The organism is Martinezella rhizogenes (genome assembly GCF_007002745.1).
Lineage (GTDB): Bacteria > Pseudomonadota > Alphaproteobacteria > Rhizobiales > Rhizobiaceae > Agrobacterium > Agrobacterium cucumeris.
Genome location: NZ_SGNY01000013.1, coordinates 122,798 through 144,567, shown reverse-complemented (window position 1 = coordinate 144,567; position 21,770 = coordinate 122,798). Strand labels below are relative to the sequence as shown.

Here is a 21,770-nt window from a genome sequence, read left to right as displayed (position 1 = left end):
GCATTGACCGATGGCGGACCATATCGACAAGAATGAACGTTTCGAACAGGGCATGAAGACCCGCCGCTCGGTACTGGGCGACGCCCATGTCGACCGGGCGCAGACCATGACATCCGGCTTCGACCAGCCCTTCCAGCAGCTCATCACCGAAGCCGCCTGGGGCACAGTGTGGTCCGGCAATCACTGGACGAAGCGCGAGCGCTCGATGGTCACCATCGCCCTGCTTGCTGCACTCGGGCAGGATGAGGAACTGGCCATGCATGTGCGCGCCACCGCCAATACCGGCGCCACCGAAGCCGATATCCGCGAGGCGTTGCTGCATGTGGCAATCTATGCCGGCGTGCCCGCCGCCAACCATGCTTTCAAGATCGCCAAGCTTGCCCTCGCCAGCATGAAGGCCGATAGTTCCCCTGATAATTCTGGCACTAATAATTCTGGCGATGGGGAGGAGAGCTGGCTCGGGAAATCTGAACAGCGGGGATAAGTGGAATTTCTGCCTGACTTCGGCTTAGATGCCGGGAACAGGAGAGACCATGACGAGACGACCGCGCCGGAACCACAGCCCGGCTTTCAAAGCAAAAGTGGCGCTTGCCGCCATCCGAGGCGAGCAGACGCTGGTGGAATTATCCCAACAGTTCGACGTGCACGCCAACCAGATCAAACAGTGGAAAGACCAGCTCCTTGAGGGGGCGACAGGCGTTTTCGGCGATGAAACGAAGGCGGAACCAGCGGATCCAACCGTTGATGTCAAAACACTGCACGCCAAAATAGGCGAACTGACACTGGAAAACGATTTTTTAGCCGGAGCGCTCGGCAAGGCGGGATTGCTGGGCGGAAAGAAATGATCGACCGCGAGCACAAACTCTCCCTCGTGCGTCAGGCAAAGCTTCTCGGCTTCAGCCGTGGCAGCGTCTATTATCTTCCTCGTCCGGTGTCTGACGGCGATCTGGCTCTGATGCGCCGGATCGACGAACTGCATCTCGATTACCCGTTTGCCGGAAGTCGGATGTTGCAAGGGCTCTTGAGAGGAGAAGGGCTGGAAACTGGGCGGCTACACGTCGCCACGCTGATGAAGAAGATGGGCATCGAGGCGATCTATCGTCGCCCGAACACATCGAAACCGGCACCTGGGCACAAAATCTATCCCTACCTCCTGCGAAAACTGGCGGTCACCCGGCCTAATCAGGTCTGGGCAATGGACCTGACCTACATCCCAATGGCGCGGGGATTTGTCTATCTCTGCGCCGTCGTGGACTGGTTCAGCCGAAGGGTTCTGTCGTGGCGGCTGTCGATCACTATGGAAGCAGCCTTCTGCATTGAAGCGGTCGAGGAGGCGCTGGCTCGCTATGGAAAGCCAGAAATATTCAACACCGACCAAGGTTCGCAGTTCACTTCCATCGACTTTACCGCCGTGCTGAAGAAGGCGGAAATCGCCATCTCGATGGATGGCAAGGGTGCATGGCGCGACAACGTCTTCGTCGAGCGGCTCTGGCGGTCGATCAAGTATGAGGAGGTCTATCTCCATGCCTACAAGACTGTGTCCGAGGCCCGCGCTGGCATCGGCCGATATCTAAACTTTTACAACACCAGACGCCCACATTCATCCCTTGACCGGCAGACGCCGGATCAGGCCTACTTCAACGCGCTGGCACCAATGATGGTGGCGGCATAATCGAGGCGGAAATCCACTTAGCAAAACGCCCGAAACTGTTCAGACAAACCGAGCCAGCTCTAGGAGACGAAATGAGCAACCAGCCACCCGAAACCGGGCCGTTTTTCGCACGCAACCGCGACATTCATCCGCTCGCCTATGCGCCCGGCTACAAGACCTCGATCCTGCGCTCGCCGCAGCGCGCGCTGATTTCGCTGGAAGGCACGAAGAGCGAGATCACCGGTCCCGTCTTCGGCCATGGCATGCTGAACCCGCTGGATAACGACCTCATCCTCAACTATGCCCGCCCCGGCGAAATGCCGGTTGGCCCGCGCATTCTGGTGCATGGCCGGGTGCTGGACGAACGCGGCCGGGGTGTGGATGGCGCGCTGGTGGAATTCTGGCAGGCCAATGCCGGCGGTCGTTACCGCCACAAGAAGGAAAGTTATCTCGCCGCCATCGATCCGAATTTCGGCGGCGTTGGCCGTACGATCACCGATGAGAATGGTTATTATTGGTTCAAGACCATCCAGCCGGGTGCTTACCCCTGGCCGAACGGGGTCAATGACTGGCGGCCGGCCCATATCCATTTCTCGGTCTTCGGCCACGGCTTTGCCCAGCGGCTGATCACCCAGATGTATTTCGAGGGCGATCCGCTGATCTGGAAATGTCCCATCGTCAAGACCATTCCGGATGAGGATGCCATCAGGCGGCTGATCGCGCCGCTGGACATGAACGCGACTTTGCCGATGGACATGCTGGCCTATAAGTTCGATATCGTCCTGCGCGGCCGCCGCTCGACCCTTTTCGAAAACCGCATGGAGGGCAACTGACCATGGTTCAGCCGCTCAATTATTTCAAGGAAACCGCCTCGCAGACCGCGGGACCCTATGTGCATATCGGCTGCACGCCCAATTTCGTCGGCATCGAAGGCGTGTTCGAAAAGGATCTCGGTTCCGGTCCGCTTTATAACGACAAGGTGCGCGGTGAGCGCATCAGTGTGTGCGGTACGGTTTATGACGGCGCGGGAATGCCGCTGAAGGACGCCCTGATCGAAATCTGGCAGGCCGACACGGACGGTTATTACAACAGCCCGAGCGAAACACGCGGCAAGGCCGATCCGAATTTCATCGGCTGGGGCCGTTCGCCGGGCGACATGGATACCGGCGAATTCATCTTCGAAACCATCAAGCCGGGCACGGTGCCGTTCCGCGACGGTCGGCCGATGGCGCCGCACATAACCTTCTGGATCGTCGCGCGCGGCATCAATATCGGCCTGCAGACCCGCATGTATTTCCCGGAAGAACAGGAGGCCAATGCGGCCGACCCGGTTCTGGCCCGCGTCGAACAGAAAAGCCGCATCGCCACGCTTGTCGCCAAGAAGGAAGAGGGAAATATCTATCGTTTCGATATCCGCCTTCAGGGCGAAGGCGAAACCGTGTTTTTCGATATCTAAGCGGAAGCGAAACCTGAGATGAGCCTTTCCCCCTTCGAGCATCCGTTTCTGTCAGGGCTTTTCGGTGATAGCGAGATCGTCGAACTGTTTTCGGCAAAGGCGGATATCGACGCAATGGTCCGCTTCGAAATGGCGCTGGCTGAGGCGGAAGCGGAGGCCGGCATCATTACGGACGAGGCGGCGGAAGCTATCGTTTCGGGACTTTCGAGCTTTGCCGCCGATATGACGGCGCTTCGCCATGGCGTCACAAAGGATGGCGTGGTGGTGCCGGAACTGGTGCGGCAGATGCGGGCGGCAGTCGCCGGCAAGGCGGCGGACAAGGTGCACTTCGGTGCAACCAGTCAGGATGTCATCGATACCAGCCTGATGATGCGGCTGAAGGTGGCGGTGGAAATCATCACGACCCGCCTCGGCCACCTTATCGATACGCTTGGCGACATCTCCTCCCGCGACGGTCATAACCCATTGACGGGTTATACCCGCATGCAGGCGGCCATCGGCATCACCGTCGCCGACCGGGCGGCAAGCTGGATCGCGCCACTGGAACGCCATCTGCTGCGGCTTGAAACCTTTTCCCAGAACGGCTTTGCCCTGCAATTCGGCGGCGCGGCCGGCACGCTGGAGAAACTTGGCGACCATGCCGCTGCCGTGCGCACCGATCTTGCAAAGCGCCTCGGCCTTGCCGACAGGCCGCAATGGCAGAGCCAGCGCGACGGCATTGCCGAATTCGCCAATCTGCTGTCCCTCATCACCGGCGCGCTCGGCAAATTCGGACAGGATATAGCACTGATGGCCGAACTCGGCTCAGAAATCCGCCTCTCCGGCGGCGGCGCCTCATCGGCCATGCCGCACAAGCAGAATCCGGTGAATGCCGAAACGCTGGTGACACTGGCACGCTTCAATGCCGTGCAGATCTCCGCGCTGCACCAGTCGCTTGTCCATGAACAGGAAAGGTCGGGCGCGGGCTGGATGCTTGAATGGATGGCGCTGCCACAAATGGTAACGGCAACCGGAACCACGTTGCTCGTTGCGGAGCGACTTGTCGGTCAAATTAATGTGCTTGGTATTAAGGATGAATCACGAAAATGCCTGAGCGATTGATTTTAATGCAGCTCCGATAATATGACCTTCTTGCAGCGCCTGTTGTACATTTCGCGCAGCGGCTCGTGCAAAACTTGATGGAAGACAATGATGAGTATCCGAGCTTTAGCATAGCGCCCTCCCGTTAGGGCGGGAAAGCGGGAATTCTCGCTGCGTTTTCGCCGGAAACCGGGCAGCCGCAGGAGCTTTAGCGAAGCGCCGCAACGCGGAAGGCGGGACTGCCCCCGGGCGGAACGCTCCATATATTTTCCTCCCTGCGGAGACCAACAGCTTTGACTTCGTTTCTCAGTGGAGGTTGCTAGGCCAGCTCGATCAACATGTCCAAAAAGGCTCGGACGGACGGGTTGGTCCGTCGGCTCTCGGGCCAGACTACGGTGATATTATTCCGGTCGACGGCAAATTCGGACAGGATCGGGATCAACTCCCCGCGCTTTACCAACGGGGCAGCAGCGAAGCTGGTGCCCATTCCGATGCCAGCGCCCGCCACGATCGCAGCTATAACAGCTTCGCTTGCATCGACAACAACGCCAGAAGTAGGAACGATCTCGACCTCCCGATCGCCAACGCGGAATGGCCAGCGAAATAGCTGGCCCGTGCTTTTATAGCGCATATTGACCGTTTCATGCTCCTCCAGGTCATTCGGGTGCTTTGGAGTTGTGTGCACAGTGAGATAATCAGGCGACGCGTAGCAACAGAGCCGATGCGATGAAAGCCGGCGTGACAAAAGGCGCGAGCCGTCAAGTTCGCCAATGCGGACAGCCAGATCGAACCCTCTTTGATGAGATCCACTATGTGGTCACTCAACCGCAGATCAATCGTCACTTTAGGGTGCAGCTTTCGAAACCCAGCAAGCGCTGGAGCGATCACATGCAGGCCAATGGGCTGGGAAGCGGCAATTCGCAAGCTGCCAGACGGCACAGCGCGTGCCGCTTTTGCCACCTGCTCGATCTCTTCTGCATCGCGCAGCAGGCGAAGCGCGCGCTCATGCAGGTCGCGCCCCTCGGCGGTTAGAGTTAGCGATCGCGTCGTGCGGGTAAAAAGCGACCCGCCAAGATGCTGTTCAAGCCGTTGGACGCTCTTGCTGATCGCCGATGGGGAGATAGCCAATGATCGAGCGGCAGCCGTGTAACTCCCTAGCGATCCGGCTTTTGCAAAGGCAATAAGCCCCGTCAGACCATGAAAACCGATTTGTTCCTTTATGGCACTAAGCGAACTCTGGCGCGATTATCAACATCCTCTCGCGGCACTATGTGTTGATAGGAATAACCAATACCGGAAAGCGAGACTATGATAAGTGAAATGATGAAAGCGGTTCAGCTCCACGAACTCGGAGGCCCGGAGGTTCTGCGCTTTGAGGAAGCGTCTCGCCCCGCTGTGGCAAGCGGCGAAGTGCTCGTTCGCGTTCATGCCGCCAGCCTTAACCCGCCGGACCTTTACCCGCGTGACGGTTATCGGGCGTTGCCTGCCGAATGGCGACCCAATGCAATTTTTCCACTGATCCTTGGCACTGACGTGTCCGGGGTGGTCGCTGCAGTGGGCGATAACGTTTCGCAATTCGCCCTTGGTGATGAAGTCTACGCTATGGTGCGGTTCCCCGAAGACCTGATGACAGGTAGCGGTGCTTACGCAGAATATGTCTGTGTGCCCGCATCGGAACTGGCGATGAAGCCTGCCGGGATAGATCACGTCCAAGCTGCTGGAGCGCCCATGTCGTTGCTGACGGCCTGGCAGTTTTTGGTCGAGCTCGGCCATCACGCACCGAATCCGTTTCAATCGTTTGATCACGCACCAATTCCACTCGATGGCAAAACTGTCTTGATCAACGGAGCGGGAGGCGGCGTCGGGCATCTGGCGTTTCAGGTGGCGAAAATGAAAGGAGCGCGTGTGATCGCTGTTGCCTCCACTAAGCACGAGGCGCTTCTGCGAGGCTTGGGCGCGGAGCAGTTCGTTGATTACACCACGACTTCTGTTGAGACGGTCGTACGGGATGTGGATCTTGTGATCGATGCCGTCGGCGGTCCGCACATCGAGCGATTTCTAAGCGTCATCAAGCCTGGCGGAGCCCTCTTGCTAGTTAATCCCCTCGGTTTCGCAGGTCACGCCGAGACAAGCCAACGCGGGATAACAGTGTCGTCGACATAGGTTCGATCCAGCGGCGCGCAACTGGCTGAGGCCGGTCATCTCCTCAACGACGGCACCATTCGCGTCGTGATCGACAGCGTCTATCCATTGGCGGAAGCGTCCGCTGCCCACCAACGCGCCTCCCGAACGAGCATCCAAGGCAAAGTCGTGTTCTCGGTGGTGTGAGACATCGATCCCTGATTTCCCAAACTTACATCAGTCGGCAGTCGAGGGCTGCCGGCATTGGAAGGGACGTTCCATGCTTTTAATAATCGGATAACGGACGATGGCGGCGTTCTTGTCGATCGCGCCTTTAGCGGAGACGCACCAATGCTGGCGATAAATGAACTCCAGAGCGAAAGCGAAAAAGGCGAGCAACGGGGGTTCTCCAACCTTGTAAAAGGGACATTCAGCATGTTTCGCAACACGACAGCCAATCTCGACCGCGTCCAACATTGTCGAGAGGAGGTGTGGTACGAAGAGCTTGAGCGCAGCGTTGTAGCCACCTTTACAAAGAGCAATCGTTTCCTGAAAACACATTACCAAGAAGTCGGTTAGCGCTCATCTAAGGCGGATTGGCGCGCCTTTGATGTTGCTTGGTCATGGCTGTGCTCTGATTCGCGCCATTATCCCACGAGAACAGAGAAGCAACATCTTCGGCGTCGGTTATTTCTTGAAATCCACAGGCGTGTGGGCTGGCCACGTAGGTTGATGACCATATTGAAGGACCTGTCACTGAAGATGCTCGTCCTCATCGTCTTCATTGCTTGCCGCTTCGACCTCATTCTTTACCGCATGTCGGCTGAGCAGGCCCGCATCCTCGAGCGCCTCGATGTTCGGCAAGTCGCGGAGCGTCTCCATGCCGAAGGCCGAGAGGAAGTGCGGCGTCGTCACGTAGGTATACGGTGCCCCGGGCGTCGGGCTGCGCGGCCCGGAGCCGATAAACGCCGCTCCACGCAAACTGCCGATGGTGTCGCGGCTGACCTCCTTGCCAAAAATCTTCGACAGTTCGCCGCGGGTGACCGGCTGGAAATATCCGACCGCCATCAGCACCATCGCCTCGAACTCCGACAATGCCGCTGCCCCTCCCCTCGTGGGCGCCGAAGAAGCACGGATCGTCTCGGCGAACCGCGGTCGGGTCCGATGCTGCCAGCCGCCGGCGACAGAGACCAGCTCGTAGGGACGATCTCGGAGTTCTTCGATGAGGTCGTCGATCAATAGGTCGATGCTGCAGTCTTTTCCAACCACCCGCGCCAGTGTCTCGCGGCTGACCGGCTCGGCCGAGGCAAAGATCACCGCCTCCACCCGCATCATCCATTCCCGCCAGCGCAACGCTTGCGGTAGGTCCTCGAGCTCGCGGTCGTACAGGACTTCCTGCTGTCGCTCTTTCTTCGGTCGCCGATTGGTTTTGGCTGCGCTCGCTCCCGCCATGGTCATAACCCCCATATCCGGAAGGAGGAGCGGCCAGAGAGTTCGCGCACCGCTTCAAAGGCTTCAAGTCGCTCGAACAGCCGGCTTGCCGCCCAGCGCGACAGTTTTGATCCCGGCGCCGACGCGGACACCGCGTCTTCGGTCAGCAACTTGCGGATCACCGGCTCGGCGCCCTTGGTCCGCACTTTCGGCGCGACCGCCAACAGCCGCGCGGCGCGACGATCAATCTCGACGGCCGACTGCAGCGCGGTGTCAACGCCATCGACCAGCGCCAGGCAGAACGCTTTGGGATAGGCAGGCTCTCCCGGTCGGACGCGACCGCGACCACCGATAGTACGGTAGGCGGACCCGAAGCGCTCTGGCAACAGCAGTGGCACGGGTTTGGACCAGTTCAGCTTGTGCGCCAGCACGACCTCGGCCAGTCCAAGGGCCATCACCTCGGCGTCCGGGCGAACGGCAGAGATCGCCGTTATCAGGTCCGCCACCGCGAAGGGTGCTGCTCGCCCGGACTGGATGGCAAAGTCGACCATGTCGGGGATTGAAGCAAGGCTGTCGTCCCACTTCATCCCCAGCAGCACGGCGAGCTCCTTAACGAACCGTGTGGTGACCGTCCCGGATTGGCGCGCCAGCATTCTTGTGCCCAGAAACAGTTTTCCCGCCGGACCGGGATCGTCGCCGGCAGAAGTCAGCAAAACCGCGTCGCGGATTGCGGCTTCTTCCTCACTGCGGCCAAGCATCCGGACAGCGGTGCTGGCTGATTTGAGGGCAAGTCGATCGCGCCAGCAGCCCAACCAGAGCGGCTCGGCGCGGAGAAAATCATCCAGGTATTTCAATGCGATACCGGCGGAAAAGGCAGCGTCAGGTTCGCTGATCTCGTGAACTCGCGGGCGCGCCCAAGTTGGCAGGCGCGTCGGCCCGATGAACATTGTTGCGGTGGATGTCGGCAGAGAATTCATGCTTTCGAGGATAACGATAATGCGCGGTTTGCGCTAGACAAATCTACCTTAACCGCACAGCATGTCGGTTACTTAAAACGTCCGATAATCTTGCATTATCGGACGTATTTGACAGGTGCGCGGAAAATTGGTAGAAAATTGAATAAAGGTAGATTTTCGGAGGTTGTCGTGTCGCTGAACATCAAAAATCCAGCTACGGTAGCGCTGGTGGACGAACTCGCTCGGCGCCAAGGGATCAGCAAAACGGCGGCAATCCACCAAGCCTTGTCCGAGCGTCTTCACCGTCTAGGCCATGGCGAGGTCCCGAAGGATCGCTTGCTCAATGATTTACGCACGATACGCAAGAGAATAGCACAGCTCCCGGAGCGCGAGAAGCGCAGCGACGAAGACATCGTCGGGTTTGACGACCACGGAATCCCGAACTGATGGTCATCGATACATCGGCGATCGTAGCAATCCTACGCGACGAGCCGCAGGCGGAACGACTTGAGCGAGCCATCGTGGTTGACCCGATCCGATTGATTCCAGCCACGTGCGTATTTGAGGCCCGCATGGTGATGGTCAGCCGGCGCGGCGAGCATGCATTGGCCGAAATCGACCTGTGGCTCTCCAAGATTGCAGCCGAGATCATTCCTGTCGATGCCGAGCTGGTCGACCTCGCCACCCAAGCGTGGCTGACCTATGGCAAGGGCCGACATCCCGCTAACCTGAACTTCGCCGATTGTTTTTCCTATGCTCTAGCAAAGCGCGCCGACGATGCCCTGCTGTTCATCGGGGAAGACTTCAAGCAGACGGATATCGAAGCGGCATGAAGGGAAGATCATGACTGATGAAGACCCCGCGGAGGTTGCCCCCTCCCCTCCCCCGCAGCTGGGGTCGGGCCTACCGAGCCACCTTCAGGATCTCACGGATCGGGCGCGCGGCTACGTCGAGGCCGCCAGTTCCGTTAACACCAGAAAAGCCTACGCATCCGACTGGAAGCATTTCTCTGCCTGGTGCCGGCGCTCCAATCTTTCCCCCCTCTCCCCACACCCACAGACGGTCGGGCTTTATATTACCGCTTGTGCTTCCGGTACGGCCGAACGCGGGATGAAGGCAAATTCTGTTGCGACGATCGAACGTCGCCTCTCGTCTATATCCTGGAACTATGCACAACGCGGTCTGAGCCTCGATCGAAAGGATCGGCATATAGCCACTGTCATGGCCGGCATCCGCAACAGCCATGCCCGCCCGCCGGTGCAGAAGGAAGCGGTCATGGCGACCGACGTCATTGCCATGCTCGAAACACTCGATCGCGGCACCCTGCGCGGCGTGCGCGACCGGGCGATGCTGCTAATCGGCTATGCCGGCGGGCTTCGGCGGTCCGAAATTGTTGGCCTCGATCTCAAAGCGGACCAGACTGAGGACGGTCGCGGCTGGATCGAGATCCTCGACAAAGGCATGCTGGTGACGCTCCGCGGCAAGACCGGATGGCGTGAGGTCGAGATCGGTCGAGGCTCATCCGACGCCACCTGCCCTGTCGCCACTGTCGAATCCTGGATCAAGTTCGCCAAGCTCGCTCACGGGCCGCTTTTCCGTCGGGTTACGGGACGGGGAAAGGCCGTGGGATCGGAACGTTTGAACGACAAGGAAGTGGCAAGGCTCGTTAAACGCTCTGCCATGGCCGCTGGTATCCGCAGCGACCTGGCGGAAATCGAACGGCATCTAAGATTCTCGGGCCACTCACTGCGGGCCGGATTGGCATCGTCGGCCGAGATAGATGAGCGCTATGTGCAGAAGCAACTTGGTCACGCTTCGGTGGAAATGACGCGTCGTTACCAACGTCGACGAGATAGATTCAAGGTCAATCTAACCACAGCAGCAGGGTTATGATTGCGACAATGCAGAGGGCGTTGGGACGTTGATTGGAATGGCGCTTATCTTGCATCTGGATGCTGGATCGCACCTATGTTGAACAGCCAAGCCTCGCTCTCAATGAGCGGACCAACGCTCATCTGCAAGATGGCTTGAGCTTGCGCTTTTACGACATGGGCTTGTTGCGCAGGTGTGACCCGCTAGTTTCAGTCTCTATTCAACAATCTTGCTGCCGCGGTTTAGGGAAATTAGTTTTCTCTTCACCACGATATCGGGGCACCTTGTATGGGCGGTGCGGAGCCCTTCCCTTTTTTATACAGTTACAAGCTCTCTTGGTGGGGTCGAATAACAGCGCCGTTGCCCTCGTTTTCGATACTTGCCTACGCAGCACCGATGTCTCCGGTGTGGCGCCCGAAATCGCTATTGAACTCGACATGCCGGTGGAAGCTTTCCTTGTCGTAGCAACATCGCGGTGCCTCTGAGACGTCACTTGCGTTAAATCGATCAATCGCCGATCTCCTGCTAGCTAAGAGCCGAGGAGGCATCCAATCCCTTTTCGGCAGCGACTCACTTCCTACAGATGAGCGACCACTTACCGCTACGTCCAGCAATTCAGAGGGATAATGCGTTCGATCCCGGTTTATCGACTCTTTTTTCGCAACTCGTGCTAATGAAAGAAAAAACTGAATAAACCATTGTTTCTCGCCGTTTTGATCGGAATTCCGGTCTAGTTGTCGGTGCACAGGAACCGCTGTTAACCATTCGTTAACTATAAAGCGCTTGCGCAATCGGTTAAATCGCGTCTTATCTGTTTGCGGAGTTTAGCCGTGTCATGGCAAATCTCCGTATCTTGGGTAAGAAAGTGCGGCAATGGCAAATTTGGATTTGGCACCTATCGAGGAGTTTTCGGGTTTTCGGGATCTTGTCCGAAGCCATTCAGCTGCGCTGTCGGCACAGCTTCAAGCTTACCAAACTAAGATGTTCCCGCCCCACGCACGCAAGACCATTCGAAACTTCTCGCCGGCAGAGGCTGAGAAGCTTTTCGATTGCGCTGAAGGATATCTGCGCACCATCGTGAGCGAGATGGAAAAGGATGATGCCCTGAACTTCAAGGTCGCGTCAGGTCCCGGCAATCGTCGCGTATATTCCGTCGAAGACATCGCAAAAATACGGCAGTACATGGATGCTGGCAGTCGGCCTGCCGGAAGGTACCTGCCCCATCGCCGTGACAGTGAAGAACTACAGGTCATTGCTGTCATGAACTTCAAGGGTGGCTCGGGAAAAACAACGACATCTGCGCACCTTGCCCAATATCTTGCGCTCCGTGGATATCGCGTCCTTGCCGTTGATCTTGATCCCCAGGCGAGCTTATCAGCTTTGTTTGGAAGTCAGCCAGAGACGGATGTTGGTCCGAACGATACCATTTACGGCGCAATCCGATACGATGACGAACGTCGACCGATTCAAGATATTGTCCGAGCGACCTATATTCCAGACCTTCACTTGATCCCCGGCAATCTCGAACTCATGGAATTCGAGCATGCGACACCCATGGCTCTTGCAAACCGAGTGCCCGGCGATAAGCTGTTTTTCGCGCGCGTGTCCGATGCACTAGATGAGATCGCCGACGCTTATGACGTCGTGGTCATCGACTGCCCTCCACAGCTTGGCTATTTGACACTTTCGGCACTCACTGCAGCAACGTCCGTTCTGATTACGGTTCACCCGCAAATGCTAGACGTCATGTCTATGAACCAGTTTTTGGCGATGACCAGTGACCTGATGGACACGATTGGAGAAGCGGGAGCCGAAGATAAACAAAATTGGATGCGCTATCTCGTAACGCGTTTCGAACCCACCGACGGGCCCCAGCATCAGATGGTTGCGTTCTTACGGTCCCTGTTTGGGGCAAACGTAATGGTCAACTCTATGGTGAAGAGTACCGCGGTTTCAGACGCGGGCCTGACCAACCAGACCCTTTTTGAAGTGGATAGAAGTCAATTTAACCGTGTCACCTATGATCGCGCGCTTGAATCGATGAACAGTGTCAATCACGAGATTGAAAGCCTCATCAAAAAGACGTGGGGTAGAACATGAGCCGAAAAAATCTATTCTCCGACCTGCCGACACCTGTTGTAACGCCGGCACCACCGCCGCATGCGAGGCCGCTACAGGGGTCTACGAAACCCATGTCAGCTATCAAGCGGTCAGTTGGGGATCTGAACGACCGCAGCCGCCGAGCTGATGAGATCGAAAAGAGTTTGATGGAAGGCCAGGCGGTGATCGAGATCGACGCCGGCATTATCGAACCTTCGTTTGTTCGAGACCGCATGGACGGTGACATAGAAGGTTTGAAGACCTCGATCGCTGAACAAGGCCAGCAGGTCCCTATCCTCGTCCGTTTGCATCCGGAGTTTCCAGACAAGTATCAGGTTGCTTTCGGTCATCGACGCCTACGCGCGCTCAAAGAGCTCGGCATTAAGGCGAAAGCTATTGTACGAGAGCTCACCGACGAACAGTTGGTGATTGCACAAGGACAAGAAAACAACGAACGTGCGGATCTTACCTATATTGAGAAAGCGCGGTTCGCGGCCAATCTAAAGGACCGGTTTAGCCGAGAAATTATCGTCGCGTCGATGTCAATCGATCGAGCAGACATCTCCCGCATGATGGCCCTTGTGGATGCTCTCCCACCCGAATTAGTCGACGCCATTGGCCCGGCGCCCGGAATCGGCCGGGGCAGTTGGCAGCAGCTGGCGGAGCTTGTTGAGAAGTTTCCCGAACCGGTAAAAGTTCTCGATCTGGCTCGATCCCTCAGCGGTCTTCCATCAGAGGAGCGGTTCAAAAAGGTTATCAATTATCTGAAACCTGCTCGTCCTGAGCGCGGAGCTCCGGTCGTGCTGTCGACCTCAAGTGGCGGACGCTTGGCGCAACTAAGGAACAGCAGGACCAAACTTGAAATAACAATCGACAAGAAGGCCACGCCAGACTTCGCGACCTTCGTGCTCGAAAGATTGGCCTCGCTCTATGAGGAGCATCAGGCCAGCAAGGAAAAACAGAAGGAAGCTTAACCCGCAAAAGAAAAGAGCCCTCAAAACGTCGCCGTCTCGAAAGCCCTATTCTGTTCGTTAGCAAGCTCAGAATCGCATTTTCGAGAATCATCGTCAAGAGTTTTCGGCGCCATTTTGGCGAACAAATTTCTTTTGCCTGCTGACAGGTACAGAACGATGCACACTGGAAATGTTACAACGCCGTTTGGACGGCGGCCGATTTCGCTCGCCCTCCTCCGGCGACAACAAGCTGTTGACGAAATTAAGGCGGGCAAGAGCGTAGACAAGTGGAAAGTCTTCCGAGACACCTCGCTGGCTTTTGAGTTGTTGGGCATCCAGTCTAACAGCCTCGCGGTATTGGATGCCCTCCTGAGCTTCTACCCCGAAAACGAGCTGCGCCAGGATGGGCAACTTATCGTATTCCCGTCAAATGTTCAGCTATCGCTGCGAGCCCACAGTATGCCTGGTTCCACGCTTCGGCGGCATATTGCCATTCTTGTGGATGCGGGCCTGATTGTCCGGAGGGACAGTGCGAACGGCAAGCGTTACGCGAAGAAATCCAACTTGGGTGAAGTTGACTACGCCTTCGGCTTCGACCTGTCCCCCCTGCTCGCTCGCGCTGAAGAACTCGCGACGATGGCCCAGCAAATTATGGCTGACCGAATGGCCCTTAAAAAGGTCAAGGAGGCGCTGACCATTTGCCGGCGCGACGTCAGGAAGCTTATTTCAGCCGCTATCGATGAAGCTGCTGATGGAGATTGGAATGCCATCGAGGAAATGTTTGTGAGGCTCGTAGCCCGCATTCCACGTAAGCCTGACCTTCGTGACGCAGCCTCCATTCTTGAGGAAATGGAGATGCTGAAGGAAGAAGTCCTCAACTTGCTGGAAATGCACGATAAAGTCACAGATGCTAGCAGCAATGATGCCCATATCGAGCAGCACATACAGAATTCAAAACCAGATTACTTTAATGAACTTGAACCACGCTCAGAAAAAGAGCTGGGGGCGAAACCGAGCATGAATAGCGAACGACGGAGTGAGCCGCTGAAAGTGTTCCCCCTTGGGATGGTGATGAAGGCGTGCCCTCAGATCGCCGATTACGGCAAAAACGGTGAAATCGCGAGTTGGCGAGATTTGATGTCCGCCGCCGTTGTCGTGCGATCGATGCTTGGCATCAGCGCTTCCGCATATCAGGATGCGTGCGAGGTCATGGGGCCCGAGAACGCTGCGGTGGCTGTGGCCTGCATCCTCGAGAAGGCAAATATGATCAATTCTCCGGGCGGCTATCTCAGAGATCTGACGCGGAGGACCGAGCGCGGAGAGTTTTCAATCGGACCCATGGTCATGGCGCTCCTCAATGTTGGCGCGAAGGAGCGGCGCATCGCCGGATAATCAAAACGATGGCTGCTCTTAGTTACTTTTGGCGACGTTTTGACTTGGAGATTGTGCGCAGGACGAACCCTGTCGGTGACTGCGAAGTTGGCAGGTCTAAGCCAGCTGAAACGTATGGCCTGCCCCGTTGCAAGTACTAATTGGAGATAGATTGGACAGTCTGCACAAACGTATCCGGCATGTCGGCGCTTTGGCCGCTGCCAAGATGGAGATCCGCGCGTCCCGATCCTCATAAAGGGGCCGGCCTCGTGGGCCATTTTGCGCCGGAGGCTTTCGGGACACCGATCGACCGTCAGGCCACCTTCCTTTCAGCACTCGCAGCTCATTACACCCGGCGGAGTCTTTGCCTGACGCGCGTTTCTATGTGTCTCAGGCCGCCATTGCTGGCGTGGGCCTATAGCTTCGCCCGTGGAGCAGCAACGCCCAGACGGTTCGTGCCATCTTCGCCGCCAGTGCGACGACCGCGACATTGGAATGGCTGCGGGCAAGAAGCCTCGCAGCCACAACCCGATTGCCGTGTTGCTTTTTGCCAACGAGGGCATGGCGGATCGTGCCTCTTCGATCAGCATCTTGCGCAGATATCTGCTTTCCATCAGTTTCGCCTTACCGCCAGTAGTGGCTTGGCGCGGCACAAGCCCCAGCCATGCGGCGAGGTCGCCCCCCTTCTCGAACGTCGCCGCGTTACCGACCGCAGCGACCAGCGCAGTCGCGTTCAGCGCTCCCATGCCGGGAATGCCTGTCAGGCGCCGAGACCGCTCGTCGGTTTGGGCCATATCCGCAAACTCAGCGTCAAAGGAAGCGATGCGGCGGTCCAGTTCGTCCAGCGTGCGCGCATGTCTCCCAGAAGGAACGCCATGCGCAGGCTCAATTCACTCCCGCCGGAATCCAGAAAGTCACCGAGTAAATGGCGCAGACGGGCACGGCCCAGCGCTACGATGTACCCACGTTACAAAGGCTCCGAATCTAATTGGTCAAAGAGGTGCGTTCGCCAACCAGGCGGCCGCGCACTCGGTGTAGCGTCTGAACGTCGAGTTGCTCCTCGCTTTTGAGTTCGACGAAGCGATGCTGGGCCGCGTCGCAGCTTCGGCGATTGCCTCGGCATCGCCGTCATCATTCTTCTGAGCTTGACTTAAGGTCGCACATGTTCCGGCGACATCAGACGGACCTGATGGGGCTGCGCCGACAGCAATCGGCCCATATGATGAGCGCCGCAGCAAGCTTCCATAGCCATCGTGCAGGGCTCGAGTTTCGAAGCAAACGCGATAACACCATTACGCCGCATCCGCCTTCGCACAACTACCGCTCCAGCCTTGTCGAGGTGAACGACACTGCAGCTGTTCTTGCCCAGATCGATACCGAGGGCCATTATGCTCATGGTCCGTTTCTTCCCTTCTTGAACACCGACATCCTACACAGGTGTTGGCGGGAGGGGCGGGCCATCCCTAAACGGGGGCGCCAACGGTTTCCCTCATATGATCCCCAAAAGATAATTCCGCGACTAAAGGCGTCGGCAACGACGGCTTGATAGGCGCTGAGGGATACTCGTCCGACTGCTAGGTCGGCGGTCAATGCTGCAACATTTTCGGTACAATTCGACTGGACGGCTTTTTATCTCTGGCTCGGAGCAGGGCAGGGCGCCTGGATCGGTGGAACGGAGGATTTTCCCCGAAGTGGAATTTGTGTGCTGCAAACACGCTCTTGTACGAGGAGATAGGAGCGGAGCATCCGAGACAACAACCCTCGTAGAAGGGCAACTTTGCCGCGGAACCGCAGAGTGGTTTATGCGAGAGCGTGCGCTTTGGACGAACCGCTCTACCTAGCCACGGTTTTCGGAGCTTCAATGGACAAGCTTGAGGCTAGTCTTGAGGCGCTTGGGAAACGGCCATCGATCGGTAACATGGGGCGTTCTTGGCCATGGCCCCCCGCGACAGCAACTCCATCGCCGGTATATTTGTCGGTGGAGACGTAAGGAGAGCGAGGGCGCTTTCTCAGCGACCGGCGATAATGCCTCTGAACTCGATGCGTGAGGGTGGACAATCGCGTTGTACAGAAACTCCCATGCGACACACTGCCACTTGCCCTTTAGGGATCGCCGGTGATGCTGCGTACGATTGCGTCGAACCGGGCGAGATTTTAGGTCTCGACGTGGATTCCCGTCTTCGGGATGTGCTGTTCGTAGTGTTTGCTAAGTTCAGCGGACGCTAATGACCTTCAATCGCGCCGGATTGGTCTGCACGCTCTGCAGTCCTCGATCGCTAGACCAGACGCGACATCATCTACGTGGACACTATTCTAGATCCGTGCCGCTCGAGATCCTCGTAAAGGGCGTCGAACAATCGATAGTGGCATCTCGTCTTGGATGGGCGGAGACGAACATTGTTGTGAATTTTCATCGTAGCCGTTGTTGCGGAGCCGTATGTTGCACCAGCTTTTGCAACAAGTTTCCGGCGCTGGGCAGCTTTAGCCTTGTAAACCACACACAAGAAGGTGGGGCATAAAAAGACGGCCAAACGAAACGTGACAAGGCGCATGGCTGGTGCGGTACGAGCAGAGTCGATTGACGCCGTGGACCTCAAACTGATTAAACGGAGAAGGGACTGCTGATCAGAGCGAAGTTTTGATTGTGGCTGAGTGCGCAATCCGCTGTGGGAGCTCCCACATGCACTAATTCTCTGAAAACAAACGATTTTCCAAAACGCTCAGTTTATTGTAGCTTTTATCTTCGAATCGATGTCCTTGCTGACCCTTCCCCGTACGCTTTAGTCCTACTTGCCGGCCCTCATAATTCTGGACACTGCGACGAGCCTCTTGAGCAAGGCGCCTAGCCTCAAGGGAAGTTCGTTCCTACGTCTCGATCAAAGAGCTCAACGTTGCGATTGAGCCTAGCGTATGCCAAATCAAATTTGTGCCCGCAAAACTGTCTTGCCCTGTCCTTCCCCGCTTAACGATTGTGGAGTCTATCGGGTGAGGTGACTAGCGGTCAGAGCTCGCAGAAAAGATCGAATGGCAATAGAGGATGATCAATGTCTGGTGAAGATGTCCAGAACCCTATCGGCGCTTCAGCGATTGAGGTCGACGATCGCGCACCGAAGCCACTTTCCAGGTCAAGAGGTGATCATGGGGAGAAATTGGTAAGATTTAGCAACCGTGGTCTTACGGGGCTGGAAAAACGAGAGCTTGTTCGTGACATCGATGAGCAGGTTGCTGGTGGAAGTACTCTCAGGTCAGCGGTGGAAAACGCAGGGTGACCAGACTTACTATCTATGGAAAAAGGCGTTAGCCGCCGCTCCGCGGTTCGCAACACTCCAAGTCGCCGAGTATGGCGAGTTCATCCAACTGGATGAGGAGAACCGTCGGCTACGAAAGCTCCTCGCCGAAAAGCTTCGCGCAGAAAATGCCGATTTGCGCCGTAGGTTGGGATTGAAATATCGTTCATGCTACCGGCTATCGCGCCGGAGGGCGGCGGTTCGAAAACCGTCAGGCGACCGATGTCCAATTTGCTCTCTTCCGAGAGCCGATGTCTTTTTCTTGCTCGCCGGACTAGAACAAATAACGAACAGACTGTGCGTTGACGCTCCACCACGTCGGTCGTGCCACACCATATGAAAGAAATCGCCTTTGGATGAGCAACCTTTCTTGAGCGTCATAGTGAGGGGTGCTGCGGCTTGAGATATCGGCATCCGGTTTCTACAGCTGCCTGGTGTGGTCGGTATTTTCACCGAGCCTGCGGGGACCATTAACCTCCATCCCACCGAAAACACCAATCTGGATAACTAAACGGCTGCCGCGGTGACTTGAAAAAACAGGGGAGGGGAGGCGGGAACAATCGACTAACGCTGCCCCCGTCTGACCGATATGAAATTGACCGTCAAGGGAACGGTGACAGTCGGGATGCCTGCGGACTGTATTCAGGTTCCGGCTTCACTTATGGGCATGACTTGAGAGAGCGCGGATCCTCTCTTGCGAAGGATCGTTAAACTCCGTGACGGGGACCGGCTCGTGGCAGCCGGCCCAATTCCTCTCAGCTCGGCAAAATCGTACCTTCGTCTACCTGCGACAGAGACTGAGGCGCGTAACACAATACCTGCGGCCAACCATCCTGCTCTCGGTGAACAAATTTGACCACAATCTCGATAGCCATAGCGAGGTTGCATTGATGTAGGAAGTTTGAGCGCTTCGCCCAATGGCGCTTTTGCGCACACGCGTGCGCGTTGATGCGAAGCCATGTTTACATGTCGATGATCAGCGGCTTCGATCGCGCCTGACTAACAAAGAGCCGTGCTTCTGGATTGAGGCAACGAAATTCAGCCTTGATCTTATAGAGTTCTCCAATCCCTTTTTTACACCGTTTGCTGCATTCGGGGACGAACCGCGACGCGTGATCTCGAAGAGCTTACGACACGCGTCAGCCCAGAAGTAAGCCAATTGTATATTCGGACCAACACGATCTGGCGAGACCAACCGATTGTAACCGCTGAATCAGCCACTTGCAGGATGCCACTAAAGCCCAGCAAAATCGGTTCGGCATATTAGCCAGATCGTGCCGGTCCATATGTGAAGGCGAGACGTGCTGTCACTGGACGACTGAATATCTCCGCGCAACTGCGGTCCGAGTCCGATTGTTCCGTCAATCCCTCGCTAATCACCAACCCTGCGAATTCTATTCCGTCTACAGCTACGGGCAAAACCAGTTGATCGCGTTTGGCCAAAGTCCCCCACCTCATCGTGACGGCCCAATGCTCTCAACTACCTCATATTGTTGAACAAATGACCCCAAGCCGTGGTTCAATAGCGTCAGAATACTAGCTGGGCTGATTGGAACTGTTATGACCTTTTCTATGTTCATAACCGGCCACTCCATCTCAGGATCGGCTAATATATCGGCGCGCATCTCTTTCACAGCGCGTTGCGCTTTTTCATGGCTGTCAAAGAAAACATCAGGAATGCCAGTCGGCTTCCAACGCTCATCAGCGTGAACACCGGCATTCGAATAGGTGTAAAAGGTGAATACAATGTCCTGTGCCAACGGTTTCTCCTGAAGCAATCTCGGCGGTGCGCCCCCGCCGTCCAACGCTCATTGACCCCTGGTGATCGGGGGATTCGAAACCGCATACCACGGCCCCATGGCCTTTAGTCCCGGAGAACCTATTGCATACGCCACAGGTCCCCCGACCGCAAAGGTCAAGGAGTCTGGTGCCTTACGGGTGGCACCAACCGGGTATGAGGGGTTTCGACGCCCCAAAGCGGCGCGTACCGCTTCGCTCTGCAGGATATGGGATCCTGTTGAATTTGTCCTGAAATTTCTTCGCTTATCCTCGATCCCGGAGTCACCTCAGCATTGCGAATGCGGGCATACCAGCAAAAAGGCGTGGGAGCCGGCGGCACGAGGCATTTAATGTTGCTGCCCGCCGAAGGGCTGGAGAGGTTCCGTCATAGTAACGTTTTCGGTGGTTCCGATCGAGGCTCCCGCTCGTCCATGATATGGCGCTCGCGAACAGCAGCTTGATCTAATTTATCCCGATGCTGCCGGAAGCCGCCAGCCCTTCGGGTTCCGCTTGCGAGCCGGCGGCGGCAAGGGAAGCTTCGCCGCGGCGGGGCAGGCGGCGCTTGTAGCTCCCGACTTCAGGCACCCCCCGCCGCGCCCTTGCCTCCGCATGCTCTTCGCGGCTGTCGGATGGGGCCCGCGAAATGTGCGGGAAAGCAAACCGAGTAGAAAAGGGGCGGCTAAGAAGGCCGAAAAAACAATGGAAAAGAAGGAAATCGAGCAGCTGCGCAGCCGTGTACCATGCTCGGCGGTGTTGGAAAAAGCGGGCTTCGCAATCGATCTAAAGGAGAGCACGCAGCGGGCGGTCAAATATCGCCGTGACAGTGAAATCATCATTATGATCCATGAGGGTCACGGATGGTTCGACCCGCTTTCTGAAGCCAAGGGTGACGTATTTTCGCTCGTCGCCCATTTGTATGGAGGAGGTTTCGCGGCAGCGTGCGATCGCGTTGCCGGTTTAATCGGCTATGCCCCGCAAGTAACCGCCAGGCAGACGCCTGGTCGTGTCCGAGGGCCAAACATCGCAATTGCCGAACGATGGAACCGCCAACGCCGTCCATGGCCTGGTTCGCAAACCTGGCACTATCTCTCGACGATAAGGCTCCTACCATCCCACACGCTCCATGCTGCCCTGTCCGAGAACCATCTTCGTGAAGGACCTTATGGGAGCATGTGGGCCGCCCACACGAACCATCTTGGCATCGTGACTGGTTGGGAGGAACGAGGTCCGAAATGGAGGGGTTTTTCGACCGGGGGAACAAAGGTCCTCTTTCGCCTTGGCCGGTCTGCGGCTTCCCGGCTCTGTGTCACGGAAGCGGCTATCGATGCCATGAGCCTTGCTGCCTTCGAGGGTCTTCGTGATGGTACCCTCTATCTGAGCACAGGTGGGGGCTGGTCTCCATCTACCGATGCAGCACTTCGCGCACTTGCCAATTCTCCAGGCGTTCACCTGGTCGGCGCGACCGACAACAACGTACAAGGTGACACATTCGCCGACCGCCTTCGTACCCTCGCCGAAGAGGCGGGCTGCGTTTGGCAACGATTGCGCCCCCCGGCGGATGACTGGAATGAGGCTCTACAGGAAAGAGAGAGGGAGAAGAAGGACAGAGGGCAGGGGAGGGGTGGCGTGCCGCATTCGCGCCAGCCGCGTCAAGGTAAGCTTCGCCCGGCCTGAGCCGGCCCTTGACCCGGCCGGACACGATGCCGGCGGCTC

16 protein-coding genes and 4 pseudogenes are annotated in these 21,770 nt (G+C 57.1%); 14 read left to right on the top strand and 6 right to left on the bottom strand.

Features of this window, described 5'->3' with window-relative positions:
• The first annotated feature begins 10 nt into the window (after positions 1-10).
• The 5 genes from pcaC to EXN68_RS26260 all read left to right on the top strand — a co-directional run bounded on the left by pcaC (position 11) and on the right by EXN68_RS26260 (position 4,208).
• Positions 11-484: a 4-carboxymuconolactone decarboxylase gene (gene pcaC, locus EXN68_RS26285; RefSeq protein WP_142843535.1), complete on the top strand. Its 474-nt coding sequence runs from the start codon at positions 11-13 to the stop codon at positions 482-484.
• Between the two features lie 49 nt (positions 485-533).
• Positions 534-1,672, top strand: a protein-coding gene (locus EXN68_RS26280) for an IS3 family transposase (protein ID WP_193559555.1) whose coding sequence is annotated in 2 segments (ribosomal slippage) — positions 534-801 and positions 801-1,672 — 1,140 coding nt in all. Because the reading frame shifts where the segments join, the coding sequence is not laid out codon by codon here.
• A 71-nt stretch (positions 1,673-1,743) separates the two neighbouring features.
• On the top strand, positions 1,744-2,484 hold the full coding sequence (gene pcaH, locus EXN68_RS26270) for a protocatechuate 3,4-dioxygenase subunit beta (RefSeq protein ID WP_003505508.1): 741 nt from the start codon (positions 1,744-1,746) through the stop codon (positions 2,482-2,484).
• A gap of 2 nt (positions 2,485-2,486) precedes the next feature.
• Positions 2,487-3,107, top strand: a complete 621-nt coding sequence (gene pcaG / locus EXN68_RS26265; protein WP_142843533.1) for a protocatechuate 3,4-dioxygenase subunit alpha — start codon at positions 2,487-2,489, stop codon at positions 3,105-3,107.
• 18 nt (positions 3,108-3,125) lie between these two features.
• Complete coding sequence (locus EXN68_RS26260) at positions 3,126-4,208, top strand: 3-carboxy-cis,cis-muconate cycloisomerase (RefSeq protein WP_142843532.1); 1,083 nt, start codon at positions 3,126-3,128, stop codon at positions 4,206-4,208.
• A 298-nt stretch (positions 4,209-4,506) separates the two neighbouring features.
• Here the strand turns inward: EXN68_RS26260 and EXN68_RS26255 are convergent.
• Positions 4,507-5,408: pseudogene (locus EXN68_RS26255) on the bottom strand (LysR family transcriptional regulator).
• 87 nt (positions 5,409-5,495) lie between these two features.
• Here EXN68_RS26255 and EXN68_RS26250 point away from each other — a divergent pair.
• Together EXN68_RS26250 and EXN68_RS26245 are read left to right on the top strand one after the other, a co-directional pair.
• Positions 5,496-6,515 (top strand): annotated as a pseudogene (locus EXN68_RS26250) (NADP-dependent oxidoreductase).
• Positions 6,516-6,572: 57 nt separating this feature from the next.
• A complete protein-coding gene (locus EXN68_RS26245; RefSeq protein ID WP_271044308.1) occupies positions 6,573-6,887 on the top strand; it encodes a TIGR02391 family protein in 315 nt (104 codons plus the stop codon).
• 174 nt (positions 6,888-7,061) lie between these two features.
• On the opposite strand, the gene scpB is transcribed toward EXN68_RS26245, so the two are convergent.
• The gene (gene scpB, locus EXN68_RS26240; protein ID WP_142843543.1) at positions 7,062-7,760 is read right to left on the bottom strand and encodes an SMC-Scp complex subunit ScpB; all 699 of its coding nucleotides are present in this window, start codon (positions 7,758-7,760) and stop codon (positions 7,062-7,064) included.
• 2 nt (positions 7,761-7,762) lie between these two features.
• Positions 7,763-8,716 carry a DUF1403 family protein gene (locus tag EXN68_RS26235; RefSeq protein WP_142843530.1) on the bottom strand — a complete coding sequence of 318 codons (954 nt, stop codon included), beginning with the start codon at positions 8,714-8,716 and terminating at the stop codon, positions 7,763-7,765.
• A gap of 168 nt (positions 8,717-8,884) precedes the next feature.
• On the opposite strand from EXN68_RS26235, the gene EXN68_RS26230 reads away from it, so the two are divergent.
• The 6 genes from EXN68_RS26230 to repC all read left to right on the top strand — a co-directional run bounded on the left by EXN68_RS26230 (position 8,885) and on the right by repC (position 15,012).
• Complete coding sequence (locus EXN68_RS26230) at positions 8,885-9,142, top strand: type II toxin-antitoxin system VapB family antitoxin (protein ID WP_142843529.1); 258 nt, start codon at positions 8,885-8,887, stop codon at positions 9,140-9,142.
• Positions 9,142-9,528: a type II toxin-antitoxin system VapC family toxin gene (locus EXN68_RS26225; protein ID WP_142843528.1), complete on the top strand. Its 387-nt coding sequence runs from the start codon at positions 9,142-9,144 to the stop codon at positions 9,526-9,528. Before EXN68_RS26230 ends, EXN68_RS26225 begins: the two co-directional genes overlap by 1 nt.
• A gap of 10 nt (positions 9,529-9,538) precedes the next feature.
• Entirely contained in the window at positions 9,539-10,588 is a 1,050-nt protein-coding gene (locus EXN68_RS26220) for a site-specific integrase (protein WP_142843527.1), read from the top strand.
• An 852-nt stretch (positions 10,589-11,440) separates the two neighbouring features.
• On the top strand, positions 11,441-12,667 hold the full coding sequence (repA, locus tag EXN68_RS26215; protein ID WP_142843526.1) for a plasmid partitioning protein RepA: 1,227 nt from the start codon (positions 11,441-11,443) through the stop codon (positions 12,665-12,667).
• Positions 12,664-13,641, top strand: coding sequence for a plasmid partitioning protein RepB (gene repB, locus EXN68_RS26210; protein WP_142843525.1), 978 nt, complete (start codon positions 12,664-12,666; stop codon positions 13,639-13,641). Before repA ends, repB begins: the two co-directional genes overlap by 4 nt.
• 156 nt (positions 13,642-13,797) lie before the next feature.
• Positions 13,798-15,012, top strand: a complete 1,215-nt coding sequence (repC, locus tag EXN68_RS26205; protein ID WP_142843524.1) for a plasmid replication protein RepC — start codon at positions 13,798-13,800, stop codon at positions 15,010-15,012.
• Positions 15,013-15,381: 369 nt separating this feature from the next.
• Here the strand turns inward: repC and EXN68_RS26200 are convergent.
• The 3 genes and pseudogenes from EXN68_RS26200 to EXN68_RS26195 all read right to left on the bottom strand — a co-directional run bounded on the left by EXN68_RS26200 (position 15,382) and on the right by EXN68_RS26195 (position 20,038).
• Positions 15,382-16,387 (bottom strand): annotated as a pseudogene (locus EXN68_RS26200) (IS110 family RNA-guided transposase).
• Between the two features lie 2,794 nt (positions 16,388-19,181).
• Positions 19,182-19,577: pseudogene (locus EXN68_RS28005) on the bottom strand (IS66 family transposase); the annotation flags it as partial.
• Between the two features lie 155 nt (positions 19,578-19,732).
• Complete coding sequence (locus EXN68_RS26195) at positions 19,733-20,038, bottom strand: hypothetical protein (protein WP_142843523.1); 306 nt, start codon at positions 20,036-20,038, stop codon at positions 19,733-19,735.
• 718 nt (positions 20,039-20,756) lie between these two features.
• Here EXN68_RS26195 and EXN68_RS26190 point away from each other — a divergent pair.
• A complete protein-coding gene (locus EXN68_RS26190; RefSeq protein ID WP_142843522.1) occupies positions 20,757-21,731 on the top strand; it encodes a DUF3991 and toprim domain-containing protein in 975 nt (324 codons plus the stop codon).
• Positions 21,732-21,770 lie beyond the last annotated feature (39 nt).

What these genes read in the sequence shown, in the direction of transcription:
- pcaC (WP_142843535.1), top strand. Translation starts at nt 11, where the DNA reads ATGGCGGACCATATCGACAAGAATGAACGTTTCGAACAGGGCATGAAG.
- pcaH (WP_003505508.1), top strand. Translation starts at nt 1,744, where the DNA reads ATGAGCAACCAGCCACCCGAAACCGGGCCGTTTTTCGCACGCAACCGC.
- pcaG (WP_142843533.1), top strand. Translation starts at nt 2,487, where the DNA reads ATGGTTCAGCCGCTCAATTATTTCAAGGAAACCGCCTCGCAGACCGCG.
- EXN68_RS26260 (WP_142843532.1), top strand. Translation starts at nt 3,126, where the DNA reads ATGAGCCTTTCCCCCTTCGAGCATCCGTTTCTGTCAGGGCTTTTCGGT.
- scpB (WP_142843543.1), bottom strand. Translation starts at nt 7,760, where the DNA reads ATGGCGGGAGCGAGCGCAGCCAAAACCAATCGGCGACCGAAGAAAGAG.
- EXN68_RS26235 (WP_142843530.1), bottom strand. Translation starts at nt 8,716, where the DNA reads ATGAATTCTCTGCCGACATCCACCGCAACAATGTTCATCGGGCCGACG.
- EXN68_RS26225 (WP_142843528.1), top strand. Translation starts at nt 9,142, where the DNA reads ATGGTCATCGATACATCGGCGATCGTAGCAATCCTACGCGACGAGCCG.
- EXN68_RS26220 (WP_142843527.1), top strand. Translation starts at nt 9,539, where the DNA reads ATGACTGATGAAGACCCCGCGGAGGTTGCCCCCTCCCCTCCCCCGCAG.
- repA (WP_142843526.1), top strand. Translation starts at nt 11,441, where the DNA reads ATGGCAAATTTGGATTTGGCACCTATCGAGGAGTTTTCGGGTTTTCGG.
- repB (WP_142843525.1), top strand. Translation starts at nt 12,664, where the DNA reads ATGAGCCGAAAAAATCTATTCTCCGACCTGCCGACACCTGTTGTAACG.
- repC (WP_142843524.1), top strand. Translation starts at nt 13,798, where the DNA reads ATGCACACTGGAAATGTTACAACGCCGTTTGGACGGCGGCCGATTTCG.
- EXN68_RS26190 (WP_142843522.1), top strand. Translation starts at nt 20,757, where the DNA reads ATGGAAAAGAAGGAAATCGAGCAGCTGCGCAGCCGTGTACCATGCTCG.